This is a genomic window from Paraburkholderia unamae (genome assembly GCF_003268775.1).
GTDB classification, from domain to species: Bacteria; Pseudomonadota; Gammaproteobacteria; order Burkholderiales; family Burkholderiaceae; genus Paraburkholderia; species Paraburkholderia unamae.
Genome location: NZ_QLSU01000022.1, coordinates 1 through 14,433, shown reverse-complemented (window position 1 = coordinate 14,433; position 14,433 = coordinate 1). Strand labels below are relative to the sequence as shown.

General features: G+C 62.5%; 20 protein-coding genes and 1 pseudogene. 5 read left to right on the top strand and 16 right to left on the bottom strand.

The genetic code is table 11. The features are described 5' to 3' along the window. Position 1: 1 nt before the first annotated feature. From C7401_RS29560 to C7401_RS29540, 5 genes are read right to left on the bottom strand one after another with little or no spacing between them, the layout of a single operon-like run. Entirely contained in the window at positions 2–793 is a 792-nt protein-coding gene (locus C7401_RS29560) for an ABC transporter permease (protein WP_181565721.1), read from the bottom strand. Then, entirely contained in the window at positions 790–2,349 is a 1,560-nt protein-coding gene (locus C7401_RS29555) for an acyl-CoA carboxylase subunit beta (RefSeq protein ID WP_112174942.1), read from the bottom strand. Before C7401_RS29555 ends, C7401_RS29560 begins: the two co-directional genes overlap by 4 nt. Next, complete coding sequence (locus C7401_RS29550) at positions 2,346–3,578, bottom strand: CaiB/BaiF CoA transferase family protein (protein WP_112174941.1); 1,233 nt, start codon at positions 3,576–3,578, stop codon at positions 2,346–2,348. Before C7401_RS29550 ends, C7401_RS29555 begins: the two co-directional genes overlap by 4 nt. A gap of 28 nt (positions 3,579–3,606) precedes the next feature. Then, positions 3,607–4,335: a GntR family transcriptional regulator gene (locus C7401_RS29545; RefSeq protein WP_112174940.1), complete on the bottom strand. Its 729-nt coding sequence runs from the start codon at positions 4,333–4,335 to the stop codon at positions 3,607–3,609. Further along, on the bottom strand, positions 4,328–5,761 hold the full coding sequence (locus C7401_RS29540) for an aldehyde dehydrogenase family protein (protein ID WP_112175064.1): 1,434 nt from the start codon (positions 5,759–5,761) through the stop codon (positions 4,328–4,330). Before C7401_RS29540 ends, C7401_RS29545 begins: the two co-directional genes overlap by 8 nt. Positions 5,762–6,107: 346 nt before the next feature. Here C7401_RS29540 and C7401_RS29535 point away from each other — a divergent pair, with 346 nt between their 5' ends. After that, positions 6,108–7,025 (top strand): haloalkane dehalogenase, encoded by a 918-nt coding sequence (locus C7401_RS29535; RefSeq protein WP_112174939.1) that lies wholly within the window; start codon positions 6,108–6,110, stop codon positions 7,023–7,025. A 480-nt stretch (positions 7,026–7,505) separates the two neighbouring features. Here C7401_RS29535 and C7401_RS46160 read toward each other — a convergent pair whose 3' ends face one another. The 6 genes from C7401_RS46160 to C7401_RS29505 form a co-directional block, all read right to left on the bottom strand. Then, positions 7,506–7,727, bottom strand: a complete 222-nt coding sequence (locus C7401_RS46160; RefSeq protein ID WP_112174938.1) for a ClpX C4-type zinc finger protein — start codon at positions 7,725–7,727, stop codon at positions 7,506–7,508. Next, the gene (locus C7401_RS29525) at positions 7,724–8,011 is read right to left on the bottom strand and encodes a hypothetical protein (protein ID WP_133254425.1); all 288 of its coding nucleotides are present in this window, start codon (positions 8,009–8,011) and stop codon (positions 7,724–7,726) included. Before C7401_RS29525 ends, C7401_RS46160 begins: the two co-directional genes overlap by 4 nt. Positions 8,012–8,451: 440 nt before the next feature. After that, positions 8,452–8,796: a hypothetical protein gene (locus tag C7401_RS29520; protein ID WP_112174936.1), complete on the bottom strand. Its 345-nt coding sequence runs from the start codon at positions 8,794–8,796 to the stop codon at positions 8,452–8,454. Next, positions 8,793–9,107, bottom strand: coding sequence for an H-NS histone family protein (locus C7401_RS29515; protein WP_112175063.1), 315 nt, complete (start codon positions 9,105–9,107; stop codon positions 8,793–8,795). Before C7401_RS29515 ends, C7401_RS29520 begins: the two co-directional genes overlap by 4 nt. Before the next feature lie 99 nt (positions 9,108–9,206). Beyond that, positions 9,207–9,485, bottom strand: a complete 279-nt coding sequence (locus C7401_RS29510) for a hypothetical protein (RefSeq protein ID WP_112174935.1) — start codon at positions 9,483–9,485, stop codon at positions 9,207–9,209. A gap of 14 nt (positions 9,486–9,499) precedes the next feature. Continuing rightward, on the bottom strand, positions 9,500–9,793 hold the full coding sequence (locus tag C7401_RS29505; RefSeq protein WP_224043855.1) for a DUF2471 family protein: 294 nt from the start codon (positions 9,791–9,793) through the stop codon (positions 9,500–9,502). 553 nt (positions 9,794–10,346) lie between these two features. On the opposite strand from C7401_RS29505, the gene C7401_RS29500 reads away from it, so the two are divergent. The 3 genes from C7401_RS29500 (at position 10,347) to C7401_RS46155 (ending at position 11,376) form a co-directional block, all read left to right on the top strand. After that, positions 10,347–10,658 carry a DUF4148 domain-containing protein gene (locus C7401_RS29500; RefSeq protein WP_112174934.1) on the top strand — a complete coding sequence of 104 codons (312 nt, stop codon included), beginning with the start codon at positions 10,347–10,349 and terminating at the stop codon, positions 10,656–10,658. 492 nt (positions 10,659–11,150) lie between these two features. Next, positions 11,151–11,279, top strand: a complete 129-nt coding sequence (locus C7401_RS45700; protein WP_258397278.1) for a hypothetical protein — start codon at positions 11,151–11,153, stop codon at positions 11,277–11,279. Then, complete coding sequence (locus C7401_RS46155) at positions 11,263–11,376, top strand: hypothetical protein (RefSeq protein ID WP_373864467.1); 114 nt, start codon at positions 11,263–11,265, stop codon at positions 11,374–11,376. The genes C7401_RS45700 and C7401_RS46155 overlap by 17 nt, the downstream gene beginning before the upstream one ends. Here C7401_RS46155 and C7401_RS45115 read toward each other — a convergent pair. Further along, on the bottom strand, positions 11,366–11,524 hold the full coding sequence (locus tag C7401_RS45115; RefSeq protein WP_208948906.1) for a hypothetical protein: 159 nt from the start codon (positions 11,522–11,524) through the stop codon (positions 11,366–11,368). The two genes, C7401_RS46155 and C7401_RS45115, sit on opposite strands and share 11 nt — an antisense overlap. A gap of 138 nt (positions 11,525–11,662) precedes the next feature. On the opposite strand from C7401_RS45115, the gene C7401_RS29485 reads away from it, so the two are divergent. Next, positions 11,663–12,103, top strand: a complete 441-nt coding sequence (locus tag C7401_RS29485; RefSeq protein ID WP_112174931.1) for an SET domain-containing protein — start codon at positions 11,663–11,665, stop codon at positions 12,101–12,103. A gap of 403 nt (positions 12,104–12,506) precedes the next feature. On the opposite strand, the pseudogene C7401_RS29480 reads toward C7401_RS29485, so the two are convergent. From C7401_RS29480 to C7401_RS29465, 4 genes and pseudogenes are all read right to left on the bottom strand, one after another. Further along, positions 12,507–12,806, bottom strand: a pseudogene (locus C7401_RS29480) (Tn3 family transposase); the annotation flags it as partial. Then, entirely contained in the window at positions 12,749–13,534 is a 786-nt protein-coding gene (locus C7401_RS29475) for an RNA polymerase sigma factor (protein ID WP_112175061.1), read from the bottom strand. The pseudogene C7401_RS29480 and the gene C7401_RS29475, both read right to left, overlap by 58 nt. A 22-nt stretch (positions 13,535–13,556) precedes the next feature. After that, entirely contained in the window at positions 13,557–13,886 is a 330-nt protein-coding gene (locus C7401_RS29470) for a cupredoxin domain-containing protein (RefSeq protein WP_112174930.1), read from the bottom strand. Continuing rightward, positions 13,883–14,431, bottom strand: a complete 549-nt coding sequence (locus C7401_RS29465; protein ID WP_112174929.1) for a DUF4142 domain-containing protein — start codon at positions 14,429–14,431, stop codon at positions 13,883–13,885. Before C7401_RS29465 ends, C7401_RS29470 begins: the two co-directional genes overlap by 4 nt. Positions 14,432–14,433: the final 2 nt, after the last annotated feature.

Sequence of the window (14,433 nt, the reverse complement as noted above, 5' to 3'; positions counted from 1 at the left end):
CTCACAATCCTGCGAAATGGGCGCGCCAGCGCACCAGACGTTTTTCGACGAGACGCAGCAGGTCGTCGGTCAGCTTGCCGAGCACACCGAGCACCAGCATCCCGCCGATGACGAGATCGGCCTGCGACATCGCGCGTCCATCCATGATGAGAAAGCCGATGCCGCTCGACGCCGCGATCAGTTCCGCCGCGACCACGCACATCCACGCCATCGCGAGACCCAGGCGCAGCCCACTGATGATCTGCGGCAGCGCGCCGGGAATCATCAGCCGGAAGATGAACAGGCGGCGCGGCAGTTCGAGCACTTTCGCGAGTTCGACATAACGCGCGTCGGTCTGGCGGATCGCATCGACGGTGCTGGTCAGGATCGGAAAGAACGCGCCGAGCACTATGATGAAAATCTTCGCGCCCTCGTCGATACCGAACCAGAGGATCGACAGCGGGATCCACGCGATGGGCGGCACTGGCTTGAGCACCTGCATCAGCGAATCGACCACGCGGTTGAACGGGCGGTACAGCCCCATCCCAACGCCGAGCGCGATGGCCACGACCGCCGCGAGCAGATAGCCCTCGATCACGCGGATGCCGCTTGCACGCACGTCGCGCCACAGGTCGCCGTTGGTGGCGAGGTACTGGAGCGTACCCAGCACGTAGAGCGGCGACGGCAGCAGGGTCGCGGGAATGACGCCAAGCGACGAGCCCAGTTGCCACAGCAGCACGATGGCGAGCGGCAGCAGCCAGGCGGTCGCCTTGTGGCGCAAGGCGGGCAGACGCCACGCATGAGCGGATTTCAAGATACGGCTCCACGATGTTGCGCTTCGTGCGCGAGCCGGGCCTGCATGGCCGACACGAAACGGCAGAGATAACGCCGGGTATCCCGCGGATCGATGATGTCTTCCACGCCGAACGCCTGCGCGGTCGCCCACGGCGAGGCCAGTTCGCGCAGTTGCGCTTCCAGTTCCGTGCGGCGCTGCGCCGGATCGTCGGCGGCGGCGATCTCGCGCCGGAAGGCGACATCCACGCCGCCTTCGATCGGCAGCGAACCCCACTCCGCCGACGGCCACGCGAGCTTCAGACCGAGCCCGTTCTTCTCGGTGGTCGCCATGCCGCCCATGCCATAGCACTTGCGCACGACGACGGTGAGCTTCGGCACGCGTGCACGCACGGCGGCAGCGACCGCGTCCATTCCCGCGCGCAGCACGCCGTCGCGTTCGGCCTGCACACCCACCATGAAGCCAGGAATATCGACGAAGAAGACCAGCGGGATATGGAACGTGTCGCACAGCCCGATAAAGCGCGTCTGCTTGCGCGCGGCATGCACGTCGAGCGCCCCGCCGCCGCTTTGCGGGTTGTTGGCGATCACGCCGACCACATGCCCGCCGAGGCGTGCGAATGCGCAGATCACCGACGCGCCATGCGTCGGCTGAAGCTCGAAGAACGAATCGTCGTCGACCACCATCGACACGAGCAGCCGCATGTCGTACGGGCGGCGCCGGTCGGAGGGCACGATATCGAGCAGGAATTCCTCACGGCGTCCGGGTGGATCGTTGGGCGGCAGCACCGGCGGCGTTTGCCCCGCATGCTGCGGCAGATAGCTCAGAAAGCGCCGGATGAGTTCGAAGGCTTCTTCTTCGGTGTCGACGGCCTGATCGATGGTGCCGGCCGTATCCACTGCGACACGGCTGCCGCCCAGCGCCTCGCGCTCGGGCGTCTTGCCCAGCGAGCGTCCGACGACGGCCGGTCCGGTGCAGAACACCTGACTCTGGCCGCGCACCATCACCGAGAAATGCGACAGCACCGCGCGCCCTGCGGGACCGCCCGCGGCTGCGCCGAGCACGGCGCTCACCACCGGCACGCGATCCATCAGCGCCACCGAACGCTCGAAACCATGCACGCCCGGAAAGACCGTGTGACCGCGCTTAAGCGCGCCGGTCACCGAGCCGCCGCTGCCGTCGATCAGGTTGACGAGGGGAATCCGGTATTCATATGCGAGGTCTTCGACAAACCCGCCCTGACCGCCTTTGCGCCGGTCGCCCGCCCAGCTCACGCCGCCACGCACGGTGAAGTCTTCGCCGCCGATCGCGACGTTGCGTCCATCGATCTGCGCGAGCCCCATCACGTAAGGGGCAGGCATGACCTTGCGGCCGTCCGCATCGGCCTCGATCGATTGGCCCGTCAGTTTGCCGACCTCCTGGAACGAGTGCTCGTCCACCACGTGCGCGATGCGCTCGCGGATGGTCAGGCGCCCTGCCGCATGATGGCGCGCCACCGACGTCACCCCGCCCATCTGCTCGGCCCACGCATGGCGCCGTTGCAGTTCTTCCACTTCGCGATCGAGTCCGGCGTTCATGCCGTGCTCCGCGACGCGCGCACGATGCCCGCTTCGACCAGCCGCGCGTACTCTTCGGATGATTTTCCGAGCACGTCCTTGAGGATGCGTTCGCTGTCGCGCCCGGGCGCGCCGCCCGCATGACGGATCGCCCCTGGCGTGCCGGACAGTTGCGGCAAGGGCGCCGTCACCGTGACATCGCCGAGTGCGTCGTGCGGCACGCGTCGCAACATGCCGCGCACCTGGAAGTGCGGATCCGCGAAGATGTCGGCCATCGTGAAGACGCGCGACGCAGGCACTTCGTGTTCATGCAGCCGCGTTTCGAGTGCCGCAACCGGGAGAGACGCGCACCAGCGCGCGATTTCGTCGTCCAGCGCCGCCTGATTGCGGATGCGGGCGGCCGCGTTCGCGTAACGCGCGTCGGTAGCGAGATCGGCGCGGTCCATCGCATGGGCAAGCCGGCGGTAGACCGCATCCGCCATCGCCGCAATCGCGATGAAGCTGCCGTCGGCGCTTTCATAGAGGCTGTTGGGCACGCTGCCCGCCAGACGCGAGCCGCTGCGCGCCGGCACCGTGCCGTGTTGCGCGAACGCCGGCACGAACGGCTCCATCATGCTGAAGGCGCTTTCATACAGCGCGGCATCGACGCACTGCCCGCGCCCGGTCTGCTGCCGCGACAGCACGGCAAGCGTCGCACCGAACGCGGCATACAGCCCCGTCAGGTAGTCGGTCATCGACACGGCAACACGTGCGGGCGGGCGATCCGGATCGCCCGTCATGTGGCGGATGCCACTCATCGCTTCGCTGATCACGCCGTAACCCGCGCGCTCGCGATACGGACCGGTCTGTCCGTATCCGCTGATGCGCACCATGATGAGCCGCGGGTCGATCGCGCTTAGCTCGTCGTAGCCAAGGCCCCATTTCTCCAGACTGCCCGGCTTGAAGTTCTCCACGACGATGTCGCTTTTCAGCGCCAGTTCACGGGCGAGCGCGCGGCCTTCTGGCTGACGCAGATCGATCGTCACGAGCGACTTGTTGCGGAGGATGCTCGCGGCGTACAGCGAGGTTCCGTTGCAGTGTTCGCCCATCGTGCGCAGCGGGTCGCCCTCGGGCGGCTCGACCTTGATGACATGCGCGCCGAAATCGGCGAGCAGCCGGCCGCAGAATGGGCCGGCCACCGTCGAGCCGAGTTCCAGCACCTGCAGGCCGGCGAGCGGCAGGGGCATAGCGTGCGCCGCGTCGTGCGGCATCCGGTCGGTAGGGTCGCTCATCCGGGTCTCACAGTACGAAGTTGCGATAGCGCACGAACCATTCGAGTCCGCTACGCATGTTTTCCTTGCGCAGCGCTTCGGCCGCGTCTCCATCGCCGCGATGCAGCGCATCGAGCACCGCGCGATGCTCCTTGAGCGCCTGTTCGCCGCGCCCCGGCAAAATGATGATGCGGCGCGTGAGTACGCTGATCTTGTCGCCGATGCTGTCGAGCATGTCGCGCAAGGTGCGATGGCTGGCCGCTTCGATGATCTGCAGCCGGAAGCGCTGATAGGTTTCGGTGAAGGATTCGAAATCGCCTTCCTTCAGATAGCGCGGCATGGCTTCGTCGAACAGCTCGACGAGCGGCGCCCACGTGTCGGGTGTCGAGTTCTGCGCAGCGAGGCGCGCACACATGCCTTCCAGCGGCTCGCGCACGGTGAAGATCTCGACGATCTGGTCGAAGTCGAGCCGGCTCACCACCGCCCCCTTGTTCGGAATGCGGTCGATCAGCCCACGCAACGCAAGACCGACGAACGCTTCGCGCACCTGGGCGCGTGACACGCCGAATTCGTCGGCGATGTCCACCTCACGCAACAGCGCGCCCGGCGGCACGATCTGCCGGGCAATGCGTCTGCGCAGTTCGGTTTCGAGATCGGCCGGCCGTGCGGCACGGCGAGGCGCGCCAGCCTCGTCCGGCACCGTCGCGCGGGCCGTATCGCCGCCTGACGTGTCGAGCAGCGCGGCTGCCTTACTCATAGCGTTGCACCACGGTTTTGATGACCGACATTTCGTCCAGCGCGGCGAGGCCCTTTTCGCGGCCGTATCCGCTCTTGCCGACACCGCCGAACGGCAGTTCAACCCCGCCGCCCGCGCCATAGCAGTTGATGAAGACCTGACCGCTGCGCACCTGCCGCGCGACACGCGACTGACGCGAGCCGTCACGCGTCCAGACACCCGTAACGAGCCCATACGACGTCGCATTGGCGAGCGCGACGGCATCGTCTTCATCGTCAAAGGGCAGCGCGCACAGCACTGGCCCGAAGACTTCCTCGATCGCGATGGGGTGCGTGCGCGGCACGTTGCCAAGCAGCGTCGGCGCGTAGAAATAGCCCGCCTGCGGCGCGTCGCTCGCGATGCTGCTGGTAGCGATGCGCTCGACGCCTTCGCCAATTGCGGCGTCGACCAGCCCCGCCACGCGCTGCCATTGCCGGCGATTGATGAGCGGTCCGCACGCGTGATTGCCTTCGGGCACGCCGACCTTCAGTTCGCGAAAGGTCGCGGCGAGTCGCGCCAGCCATTCGTCATAGCGCGAGCGTGCGATCAGCACCCGGCTGCCGGCCGAACACGTCTGCCCGGCGTTCTGAACGATCGCGTTGACGATCGCCGGCAACGCAGCGTCGAAATCAGCGTCATCGAAGACAATTTGGGGCGACTTGCCGCCCAGTTCGAGCACGCAAGGCGTGTGATGCAACGCTGCCGCCTGCTGCACGAGCGTGCCGGCCTGCGGCGAACCCGTGAAGGTAATGAAGTCGATATCCGGATGGGCGCTCAATGCCGCCCCGGCTTCGCTGCCAAGCCCCGTCACGATGTTCAGCACGCCCGGCGGCAGTCCGGCGTCGATCAGCAGTTGCGCGATGCGCAGCACCGTCAGGCAGGCGTCTTCGGCTGGTTTGAGCACGGCCGCGTTGCCCGCAGCGAGCGCCGGCGCGATCGAGCGGCCGAACATCACCGCCGGGTAGTTCCACGGAATGATGTGCGCGGTCACGCCATGCGGTTCGCGCACAGCGATCGCCTGATGCCCCTGAAGAAACGGGATGACGTGGCCGGCGACCTTGTCGGCTGCGCCGCCATAGAACTCAAAGTAACGCACGGTGACGTCGATCTCCGCTCGCGCCTGACGCAACGGCTTGCCGGTATCGCGCGCCTCGATGGCCGCCAGTTCGTCGGCGTGTTCGAGGATGAGCGAAGCGGCACGCGCGAGCAGACGTCCACGCTCGAGCGCGCTGGTGTTCCGCCACACGCCAAGCGATGCGCGACGTGCCGCCGCAACGGCGCGATCGACGTCGGCGGCACTACCTCGTCCGATCGTCGAAAAGGTCTTGTCGTGGCTGGGATCGATTACGTCGATCGCCGTTTCGCTGTCCGGTGTACACCAGAGCCCATCTATCAGCAGGGTTTGCATGGTTTGCGCGCAGTGCAATGCACTGCCCATTGAAGTCTCAATGGCCGTAACAGTACGTTCCGGCATGCGTCGAACAAACCAATATCTACAGATAAGAAAACAACTTAAGCGAATAAGTTAAAGCAGGATCGCAGACAATCCTGTCTGCAATGACTTTCGATTCACTTGACGGCGACGTGACGGTGCGCGCAGCGGCGTCGGCATAAACAAACCTCTTTTCGTTCGTTGTGCGCGGCGAGCATGCACTCAATAATCGACCGCACTCTTCCGCCTCTTTCCTCTCGCGCAGCGTCGCCGGACTGGACGCCTGCGTCTGACAAAACTCCGCCTTGCATCGAGCATCCATATGTCGACCAGCACCGTGCAACACACGCAAGAAGAGTCTTTTGGGCCCGACGTGAAACGGCATGATGTGCCCGTACTGGACTCGCACCTCCACACCGTCGAACACGGCACGGGCGACCCGGTCGTGTTTCTGCATGGCAATCCGACGAGTTCCTATCTCTGGCGGAACATCTTTCGCGATCTGACCGGACGCGGACGTCTGCTTGCGCCCGACCTCATTGGCTACGGACGCTCCGGCAAACCCGACATCGACTACACACTCGACAACCAGCAGCGCTACGTCGACGCGTGGTTCGACGCGCTGGATCTGCGCAACGTCACGCTCGTGCTGCAGGACTACGGCGCGGCCTTCGGATTGAACTGGGCGAGCCGTCATCCGGATCGCGTGAAGGCGGTAGCCTTCTTCGAACCTGTCATCCGCAGTGTGGATTCGGCCGCGCTGCCCGCCGAGTTCATCGCCACGCGTGCGCGGTTGCGTCAGGTAGGCGTTGGCGAACGTTTCGTTCTGGAAGAGAACCGGTTCATGACGGAGCTGTTTCCGTGGTTCTTTCTGAAGCCGCTGGGAGCGGATGCACTCAAGGAATATCAGTCGGCCTTTCCGGCGCCCGATTCACGCAAGGCGGTGCTCGCGGGGCCGCGCAATCTTCCTGTCGACGGTGAGCCCGCAACCAGCGTTGTGTTTCTCGAACTCGCGATGGAATGGCTCGGCAGCAGCCCGACGCCGAAGCTACTGCTCACCTTCAACCCCGGCTTCCTGATGACCGATGCGCTCGTGCGCTGGAGCCGCGAGACGATCCGCAATCTCGAGATCGTGGAGGCAGGCGAAGGCATTCACTTCGTACAGGAAGAACGGCCTGAAGCGATTGCGCGGCTGGTGGGGGATTGGCTCGACCGGGTTTGGGCCGTAGAGGGCCTCTAACCAAGATTCAGTCTTATGCCCTGCAGAGGATAAGGCTGGATCTTGGTCAGATCCCATGGAGGTTTACTCCAAGCATTTCGACTTTCCGCAGTGCATCCGCGTCCGGGCTCCAGCTCGCGGGCTGCCGATCTTCGAATGCGATAAACGACAGGTTGCCAATCGATACTGCTCGCATTTACCGGCGACCTCCCCTTCGTTCTGTTAAATGCACTATTGCCCGTTAGCTGCCAGTGAGCCCGTGGGCAAAACAGGCCAGCAAACACAGCTAATGTCCGTTTTCAACCAAATCGGCTTACTTCGTCGTCGCCGTATTGGCCCACGTGCCCTGAAACCCTGAAATCAGCAAGACGGCCGACTCTAGTCGGCTATCCACAGGACGATCCGAATACCGGAATTTTGGGAGAGCGAAACGAAGTGCAGAAACTGTTTTTTTCGGACACCGAGGGGGGCGCTTTGTTTAACAGCGCAAGCGACCTAATCTCACCGCTTCTTGATGGCCCTGGAGAGCCAAGCTCTGGCAACACGGGAAAGCCTCGGCAGGTGCTCTCTATCCTCGCCTCGACGCTCCGTGATGATCCCGGTACACATATCGACGCATTCGTCACATATCGCCGCATCAGAGATCCCCCGAATGAGCAGGTTCGCAACATGCTGACTGTTGCCGCAAAAGTCGCAGAGCAATACGTCGTTGGCGCTTTTCATTGTGTACCCTTCACCACTTCATCGACCAATTCGGCCCCAAGCAACGTGACCGACAGCAGCGTGACCGCCTCGCCGGGACGCCACTCTGCCGTCCATCTATCCGATTGTGAACTGCCACCTTCGCTAACGCTCACGGAGCAGTCCAAAGTGTCTGTTCCATCGCCGCGCTCGATGCGCCGCTCGACGTGCACCGAACCTACTGCGATCCTTACGCGGTACTTTTTGCTTATACGCATCGCGGCGTTCTGGAACGCGTCGGAGCACTGAGAGCGAGCGGATTTCACTTGATCTCCGCCTGTGCGCGATCGCTGGATCTCGTATAACGCGCAAGCCACCGCGGCGACCATCGCGATCACCAGGCAGGCGCAGCGCGCTCTCGCCACAATTGGGCATCCAGTGTCCGTCACGTTCCCCGTCGTCCATTGAATTTGGCTAGCCGGCGCGGCTATGGCGCTACATCGGACACCGACATTGTCGTTTGATTTCGTGACCTCGCTGCGATCTCCGGAAGCTCGCAGCTGCGCGACTTTGGATCTGTTCCGATCGGCGGTCGCCGCGATAACTGCTTCGACATACTGATCGACTGTTCACGGGATGATTTTCGCGCAGAATTGGCGCAAGACCCAATCTCAATGACCTCGAACCAGCTCGACCCGCCCGAGGATACTGCTTTCAAGATTACTGGCCCACGGCAAGATAGCGCTGGCGATGAGCACGTCTTTTCCTATTCGTAGTCGGCAATCTGGTGTCTTCGCGACTCGCCAGCCCGAAGCTGTGGAGGGTTGAGAACGATGCCCCACGCCTGTAGCAAGCCATCAAAGCACGGCTCCGCGCCGCGCAGGCGCACGGCGGGCAGCGCGATGCCCGTTGTCCGATATTGCACGCGGTCCTTTACACTGGCGCCGCGGCGGACATCGCGCGCAAGCGCACCACATCGAACAGCGTACTGCACCGCGTCTGATGCAGATCGCGAACTCATAAGGCCCGACGCGACAATGTCGTTTACGGTCGCGCTGGGGCGTTCACGCAGCCACGCAACGATCGTTTCCGCCATTTTGTGCGTGCTCATTTTCGTGTTTCCATCGCTCGGCCTTCGATGAGAAACTGCTCCCGGTCTTGCCCTTTAATCCAGGTCGGCTCACGTCCCAAACCGCTCCATGTCGCACCGGACACAGGGTCGCGATACTTCGCACGTTTGCCCCCTGACCTGGGCCTGTGCTTGTCTTTCGATTGCACAAACACCTGCTCTGGGGTCAACGCGTATTCCCTGACTATTGCACGGACCTTCTCAATCGCATCGGCGACCTCCAGCCCTCTTGCCGCATCGATTTCCTGTTGCAGCGCTTCACGTTGCTTCAGCAGTTCACGGTAGCTTGCCACTCTGTTCTCCAATTCCTTGTCGTTCAACGCGGTCGCGCCATCACCGTTGCCCCATACCGCCACCGCAGTAGCGGATCGGGTGCCAGCGCAGGTACTTCTTCAGTGCATTGACTTCGACGCACGATTTTTATCGTTCGCCGCCGCGGCACTCGCCACGAGTGCGTGGACTTGCTTCCCGAACATCGCTTCCAATCGCTTTCTGGCGAGCGCCACGCAGTCCGCCTCGACGCCCTCGCCTGCCGCCATTCCAGCCTGAACAGATGCCCTTTCGGCTATACCGAGCACAGCGACAGCTTCATCCCGTGGCAGGCCGGCAGAGATCGCCTGATCGATGAACCGTTCGGCCCCTTCTCCGAACTTCGCGCGTAGGGTGTCCATGAGTTTCTCCGTCGTCAATTCACGCGACGCCAGGCGTCGGCTATCTCGCCGTATATGATCGGCACGAATTCGCTACCCTCGAAGGAGACTGGATGGTCGTTTTTCGGATAGTTCAGCCCCTCGGGGGCACGAAGCATGTCGAGAATACGCGAGCTGTGTTTTCCCGATACGGCCACCTCAGCGAGAACTTCCGATTCGATCTTGTGCAAAAGCGACCACGTCAAGATTCCAGCGGCGCGATGGCGCATCACAACAACAGGCACAACGTCCTTGACGGCCGCGTGCGCGGCAAACAGCACATCCATCATTTCTCCGACCGTTTCCGTGATGACTCGCTCCGGGGACCTCTTGCTGGGTGGCAAACAGACCAAGGCGCTCCGCCACATCCCAACCATGCGCTCTGCGCACACATCGGCATATCGGCCACGTACGCGTAATCTGTAGCCGCTATGGCCCGCGACCGGCGACGCGCCGCCTGCGCGACGCAGCCGCCCGCTCAGCGCGCGAGACGCCGGCCCGATTCGGCAACCCGGGCCGCCGGAGGGTGCACGAACCGACGGCCAAAGCGGGTCCGGACCGCCCAGCCCACCGACGTGTCGACACGCCGCCTCGTTCGCGAGTGTCCCCTGTGCGCCTTTGCCCCGCACGCGATGGACCCGCCCGCCTACTGAGGCGGACCGTCTTTGACCGCAATCTCCAGTATGCACACGTCGGGCGGATCACACCAGGGTTTACCCAAATCTGACAACAATCCCCTCCACGCTGGGCACTTAATCTTAAGCATTCGCTTACCTAGACTGTCCTCATGGTTACGAACAAGGTGTTCGGACCAGCACAAGACAAAATCTGGAGGTAAGTATCATGAAGAACCTTATTCAAGCCGTTGTTGTCGCCGCTGCCCTTGCTGCTCCGGTTGCTGTGTTCGCGCAGTCGAACCAGCCCGTCACTCGCGCGCAGGTGCGTGCCGAGCTCGTTCAACTCGAGAAGGTTGGCTACCACGTCGGGGACGGCGACCAGGCGCACTATCCTGACGCAATCCAGGCCGCCGAAGTCAAGGTTGCGCTCCAGAACAATGCAGTCGGCGGCGTTGCCGGTGGTTCTTCCGCGTCGGGTGCGGCTGTTGCCCTTCGCCCTGCCGACGACGGCATGAAGCCCGTCTACTTCGGTCAGTAACCCCGCCAACCCGGCGAGTGGCCGGGGGCTGCTATCGGGCGCGCGGTGAATCTGCGCGCTCCACCCACATTCAGGAAACGCGCCCGCTCGCACCGTTGCGAGCGGGTCCGTTCCACTTCGGGTACCTCCGCGGTCGTGAGCGCACTTGTGCCCGACGGCTTCGCCGGGATCCTGTCCAAGGTCCCGGCGCTTTCTCCAGCGGCATGCAGCGCGTGAACGTGCGACCTGCTCAACCGCGTCCTTCATCAGCGAATTCGCCGGTGCCGAAGCTGTCGCTACGAGACCACCCGATCGCTCACCACGCGATGCTCACGTCGAACGACAAAAGCGCACCGCCTGACACCATCGGGTTACCACAAGCTTGCTGATCGCCCGTTTCGCGCGGTGTCGGAAGCGAACCGATCGTTGCTGCAACTCAAGCAATCGCAGCCAAACCCGTTGCCCTTCCCATGGCCATGATATCCTGGTCCCTGCAATACGAAGGAGCATTGGATGAACCCGATTTTCATGTCGCGTGCGGATGCGATTCGCACCGTGCTGCGCGCCCAGGATGCAGCGTCCGGGAAGAAGAGCGGGCGCGGTCGTATTCAAATCGGTCAGCGAGATAGCAACAAAGCTTGATCACCTGGACCGGCTACTTCTCGATGTCCGCGCCGGCCGCATCGACGAGTTCCGCATCGACACTGACCGCAGCCAACGGATTCTCATCAAGGATTGAGGTCGGCACAGCGCGTGACGTGCTCGAAGTACGCACAACAGAGCAGCTTGTCGATTGCCGTTTCCTCTAGCTCGATACCGAAGAGATCGCGAAGGATCTCGATGGTATAAACGGTCGACTCTACGACGGCAGTGGCGGTTGAAGTCATGTGGTCCATGCAACAGATTAACGGCCGCGGATCGCCAATCTTCATCCCTCCTTGTCGCGAAGCTTAAACGCCGCGCCTCTGCCGACACGAGATTTTCGCGCGGTATACTTACCTCCCCACACACGTCTTTCCACCGCAATGAAGCGCGTCTCTGTCCGCCAGTCTCCGATCCACGGCAAAGGAGTCTTCGCCTTGCGCGCGCTCGATGCGGGGGAGCGAATTTTCGAATACAAGGGGCTGGTGACAACGTGGCGCGAAGCTACTCGCCATTGCGCCCGACGCGAGCACGAAGGCCACACATTCCTCTTCGGCCTGTCAGACGGCCGCGTGATTGATGGCGCCCGCGGCGGTAACAGCGCACGTTGGCTGAACCACGCATGTGCCGCAAACTGCGAGGCAATTGAAGCGTCTGGCCGCGTCTTCATCCAGGCTCGACGCAGCATCAAGGCCGGCGAGGAGCTGTTTATCGACTACGCGCTTGAGGTTCCACCGGGCATGAGCGCTAAGAGCCTTCGCGAGTATCTGTGCCGCTGTGGGGCAAGGCGATGCCGAGGCACGATGTTGAACCCGCATATCTGACCGGCCGTACGATTGTGCAATGCGCGCAGTGCGATCATCGGTCAGCGCCCCACCTCCATCCCATCGACTTCTTACGGGCGGGGCAATAGCGCGAGGGAGGCAGGACCGAAGTCAGCCAGAAGCGGTCATCAAGCACTTTCGCGGAGCGGTCGCAGATCGTTGGCATAGAGGGGGCCCTTGATTTTCGTGCAGGTCTCCGGTTAGGCGCACCTATGCCCGGCGCGGGTCTGGCTTGTGGCCCTGTATAAATTTCGTTTTAAATCAAATCCCTGCCGACTACCCCTGCGGTTTCCCAATTGCGTGGATGGCGGTAACAGTCCAGCGGTTTGATTCGCACGCCGTGACGAAAGACCGAAACTGCAGACGCTGGCTGCATCAGCGACTCAGTGTTTTGGCCTTCAGCTCAGGCTCGGCGACTTGCGGTCGAAGCGTGCAGATCACTGTCGAGACTCGGAAGGATTCGGTGCGCATACCGAGCCACCGGAAAATTGAACGTCCCGCGCAGGTTGATTCCCTCCAGGCGTGTCGGCGCGATTCTTCTCAACTGTTCAGGCGCCAGTGGCTCGCCTGTGGCGGCCTGTATTTCTTCAAGAACGCGTTGCCTATGGTTGGTGTTCCACGCCATCAGGATATTTGAGAGTAGTGTCAGTGCGGACGAAACCGCTGAGAGTGATTCGTGACGGCGTACCAGTTCGACAGGTAGGCCTGATCGCCACCACGCGACCGATCCATCCCGCTGTTGCTAATATCCAACCGCGCTAGCACCGCGGCTACGATGCGATCACAGCCTTTTCCGCCAAATTCAAATAGTCCGGCGCCCGACTGCTCCAGGTCTTCCGCCAGTGACGCCCGCAACAGGACTCTCGCCCGAAAATGGCGGCTGCGCACGGTTGCTTCTGCAATGCCGAGCATCTGCGCAGTTTCCTCAATGCTCATTTCTTCCACAGTTCTGAGCACAAACACCGTTCGGAAGGCTATGGGAAGACTGTCCAGCTTGCGTTCGAGCAATCTGCGGAACTCAGCACGGCTGGCCTCCTGATCGGGTGCGCAGCACGAGTGAAAACAGGTCGCGTCCATATCTGCAAACATCAGATCTTCATCCAGGCAAACTGATAGTATCGGCATCCTGCCTTGCCGTCGCGCATCGCGGCGCAACCTGCCAAGACACTCATTGAGTACGAGGCGTGCGAGCCACGTGCCGAGCGCGGCATCGCCGCGAAACTGGCCCAACGTTCTGAAGGCCTGCAAATAGGCCTCCTGCAACGCGTCCTCCGCATCCGCATCGTTGCGCAGTGTGGCGCGCGCCAACCGGTAGAGTCGACGGTTGTGGTGTCGCATCAGCTCTTCGAAAGCGCGAAGATCTCCCGCTACGACGCGTCGCACAATTTGCAGGTCGATATCACGCGTCGTGCTGTTCTTCACATCAGACATTTCCATTCTCCGCATCGCCCATTCATTTCGGTTCCACGATCACTATCCCCCGCATCGCGGGATGAAACCTGCACGTGTAATAGTAGTGACCCGGTCTTGTGGCCGTGTATCGCCATGAGCCAGCCGGCGCAATGCTGCCAGAATCGAATCCTTTCGCTTTCTCGCTCACGTTGTGGGTGACCAGATCCCGGTTCACCCACATCACGGTATCACCGACATGGATCGTCACGCTCGGCGGCGCGAACTGCATCTGCTCAATCGTGATGACAGCGGGATCGGCAACGGCAAGTCCGGCAACGGCAATACACGCTGTCGCGGCCGCACCCCGCGCAGCCAGGGCTAACCGATTCATTGCGCAGCACCCAGCGCAGCCTGCACGCTCTTTGCGTGATCAAGATGCGCCACGAAAGCTGGCCGCACTTTCACCAGCAATGCCTTAAGCTCGGCGTTTTTCGCACCCGGGATCAATGTCTTGTCGAGGGCGTCGATAACCTGTTCGTGGTACACCACCTCATGGTCGATATAGGCGCGATCGAACTGCGCTCCCTGCAAGGTCTTGAGATGATCGACGTTCGTCTCTCCGCCCTGCTTCAGGCTTTCGCTGACCGGATTGTCCTGCGGTACAACACCGAGCTTATGGACGAGCGCAACGGCGGCCGCATTGACGCTCGTATGGTCCGACACCATGCGCTGGGCGAAGGTCCTGACGTCTTTCTTCTGCGCTTTCGATTCGGCAAGTCTGCCCGCATCAATATCCGCCTGATTCGCACTAACGACGATAGCGGCAATCTGGGAGTCGCTGGGTAACGTGTCCTGCGCGGGAGCGGCGCCACCCGCGCATGCAAGCAGGACGAACACGGCGAGCCTTGACGTCCGTGGCACATAGGTGAGTTTCATCT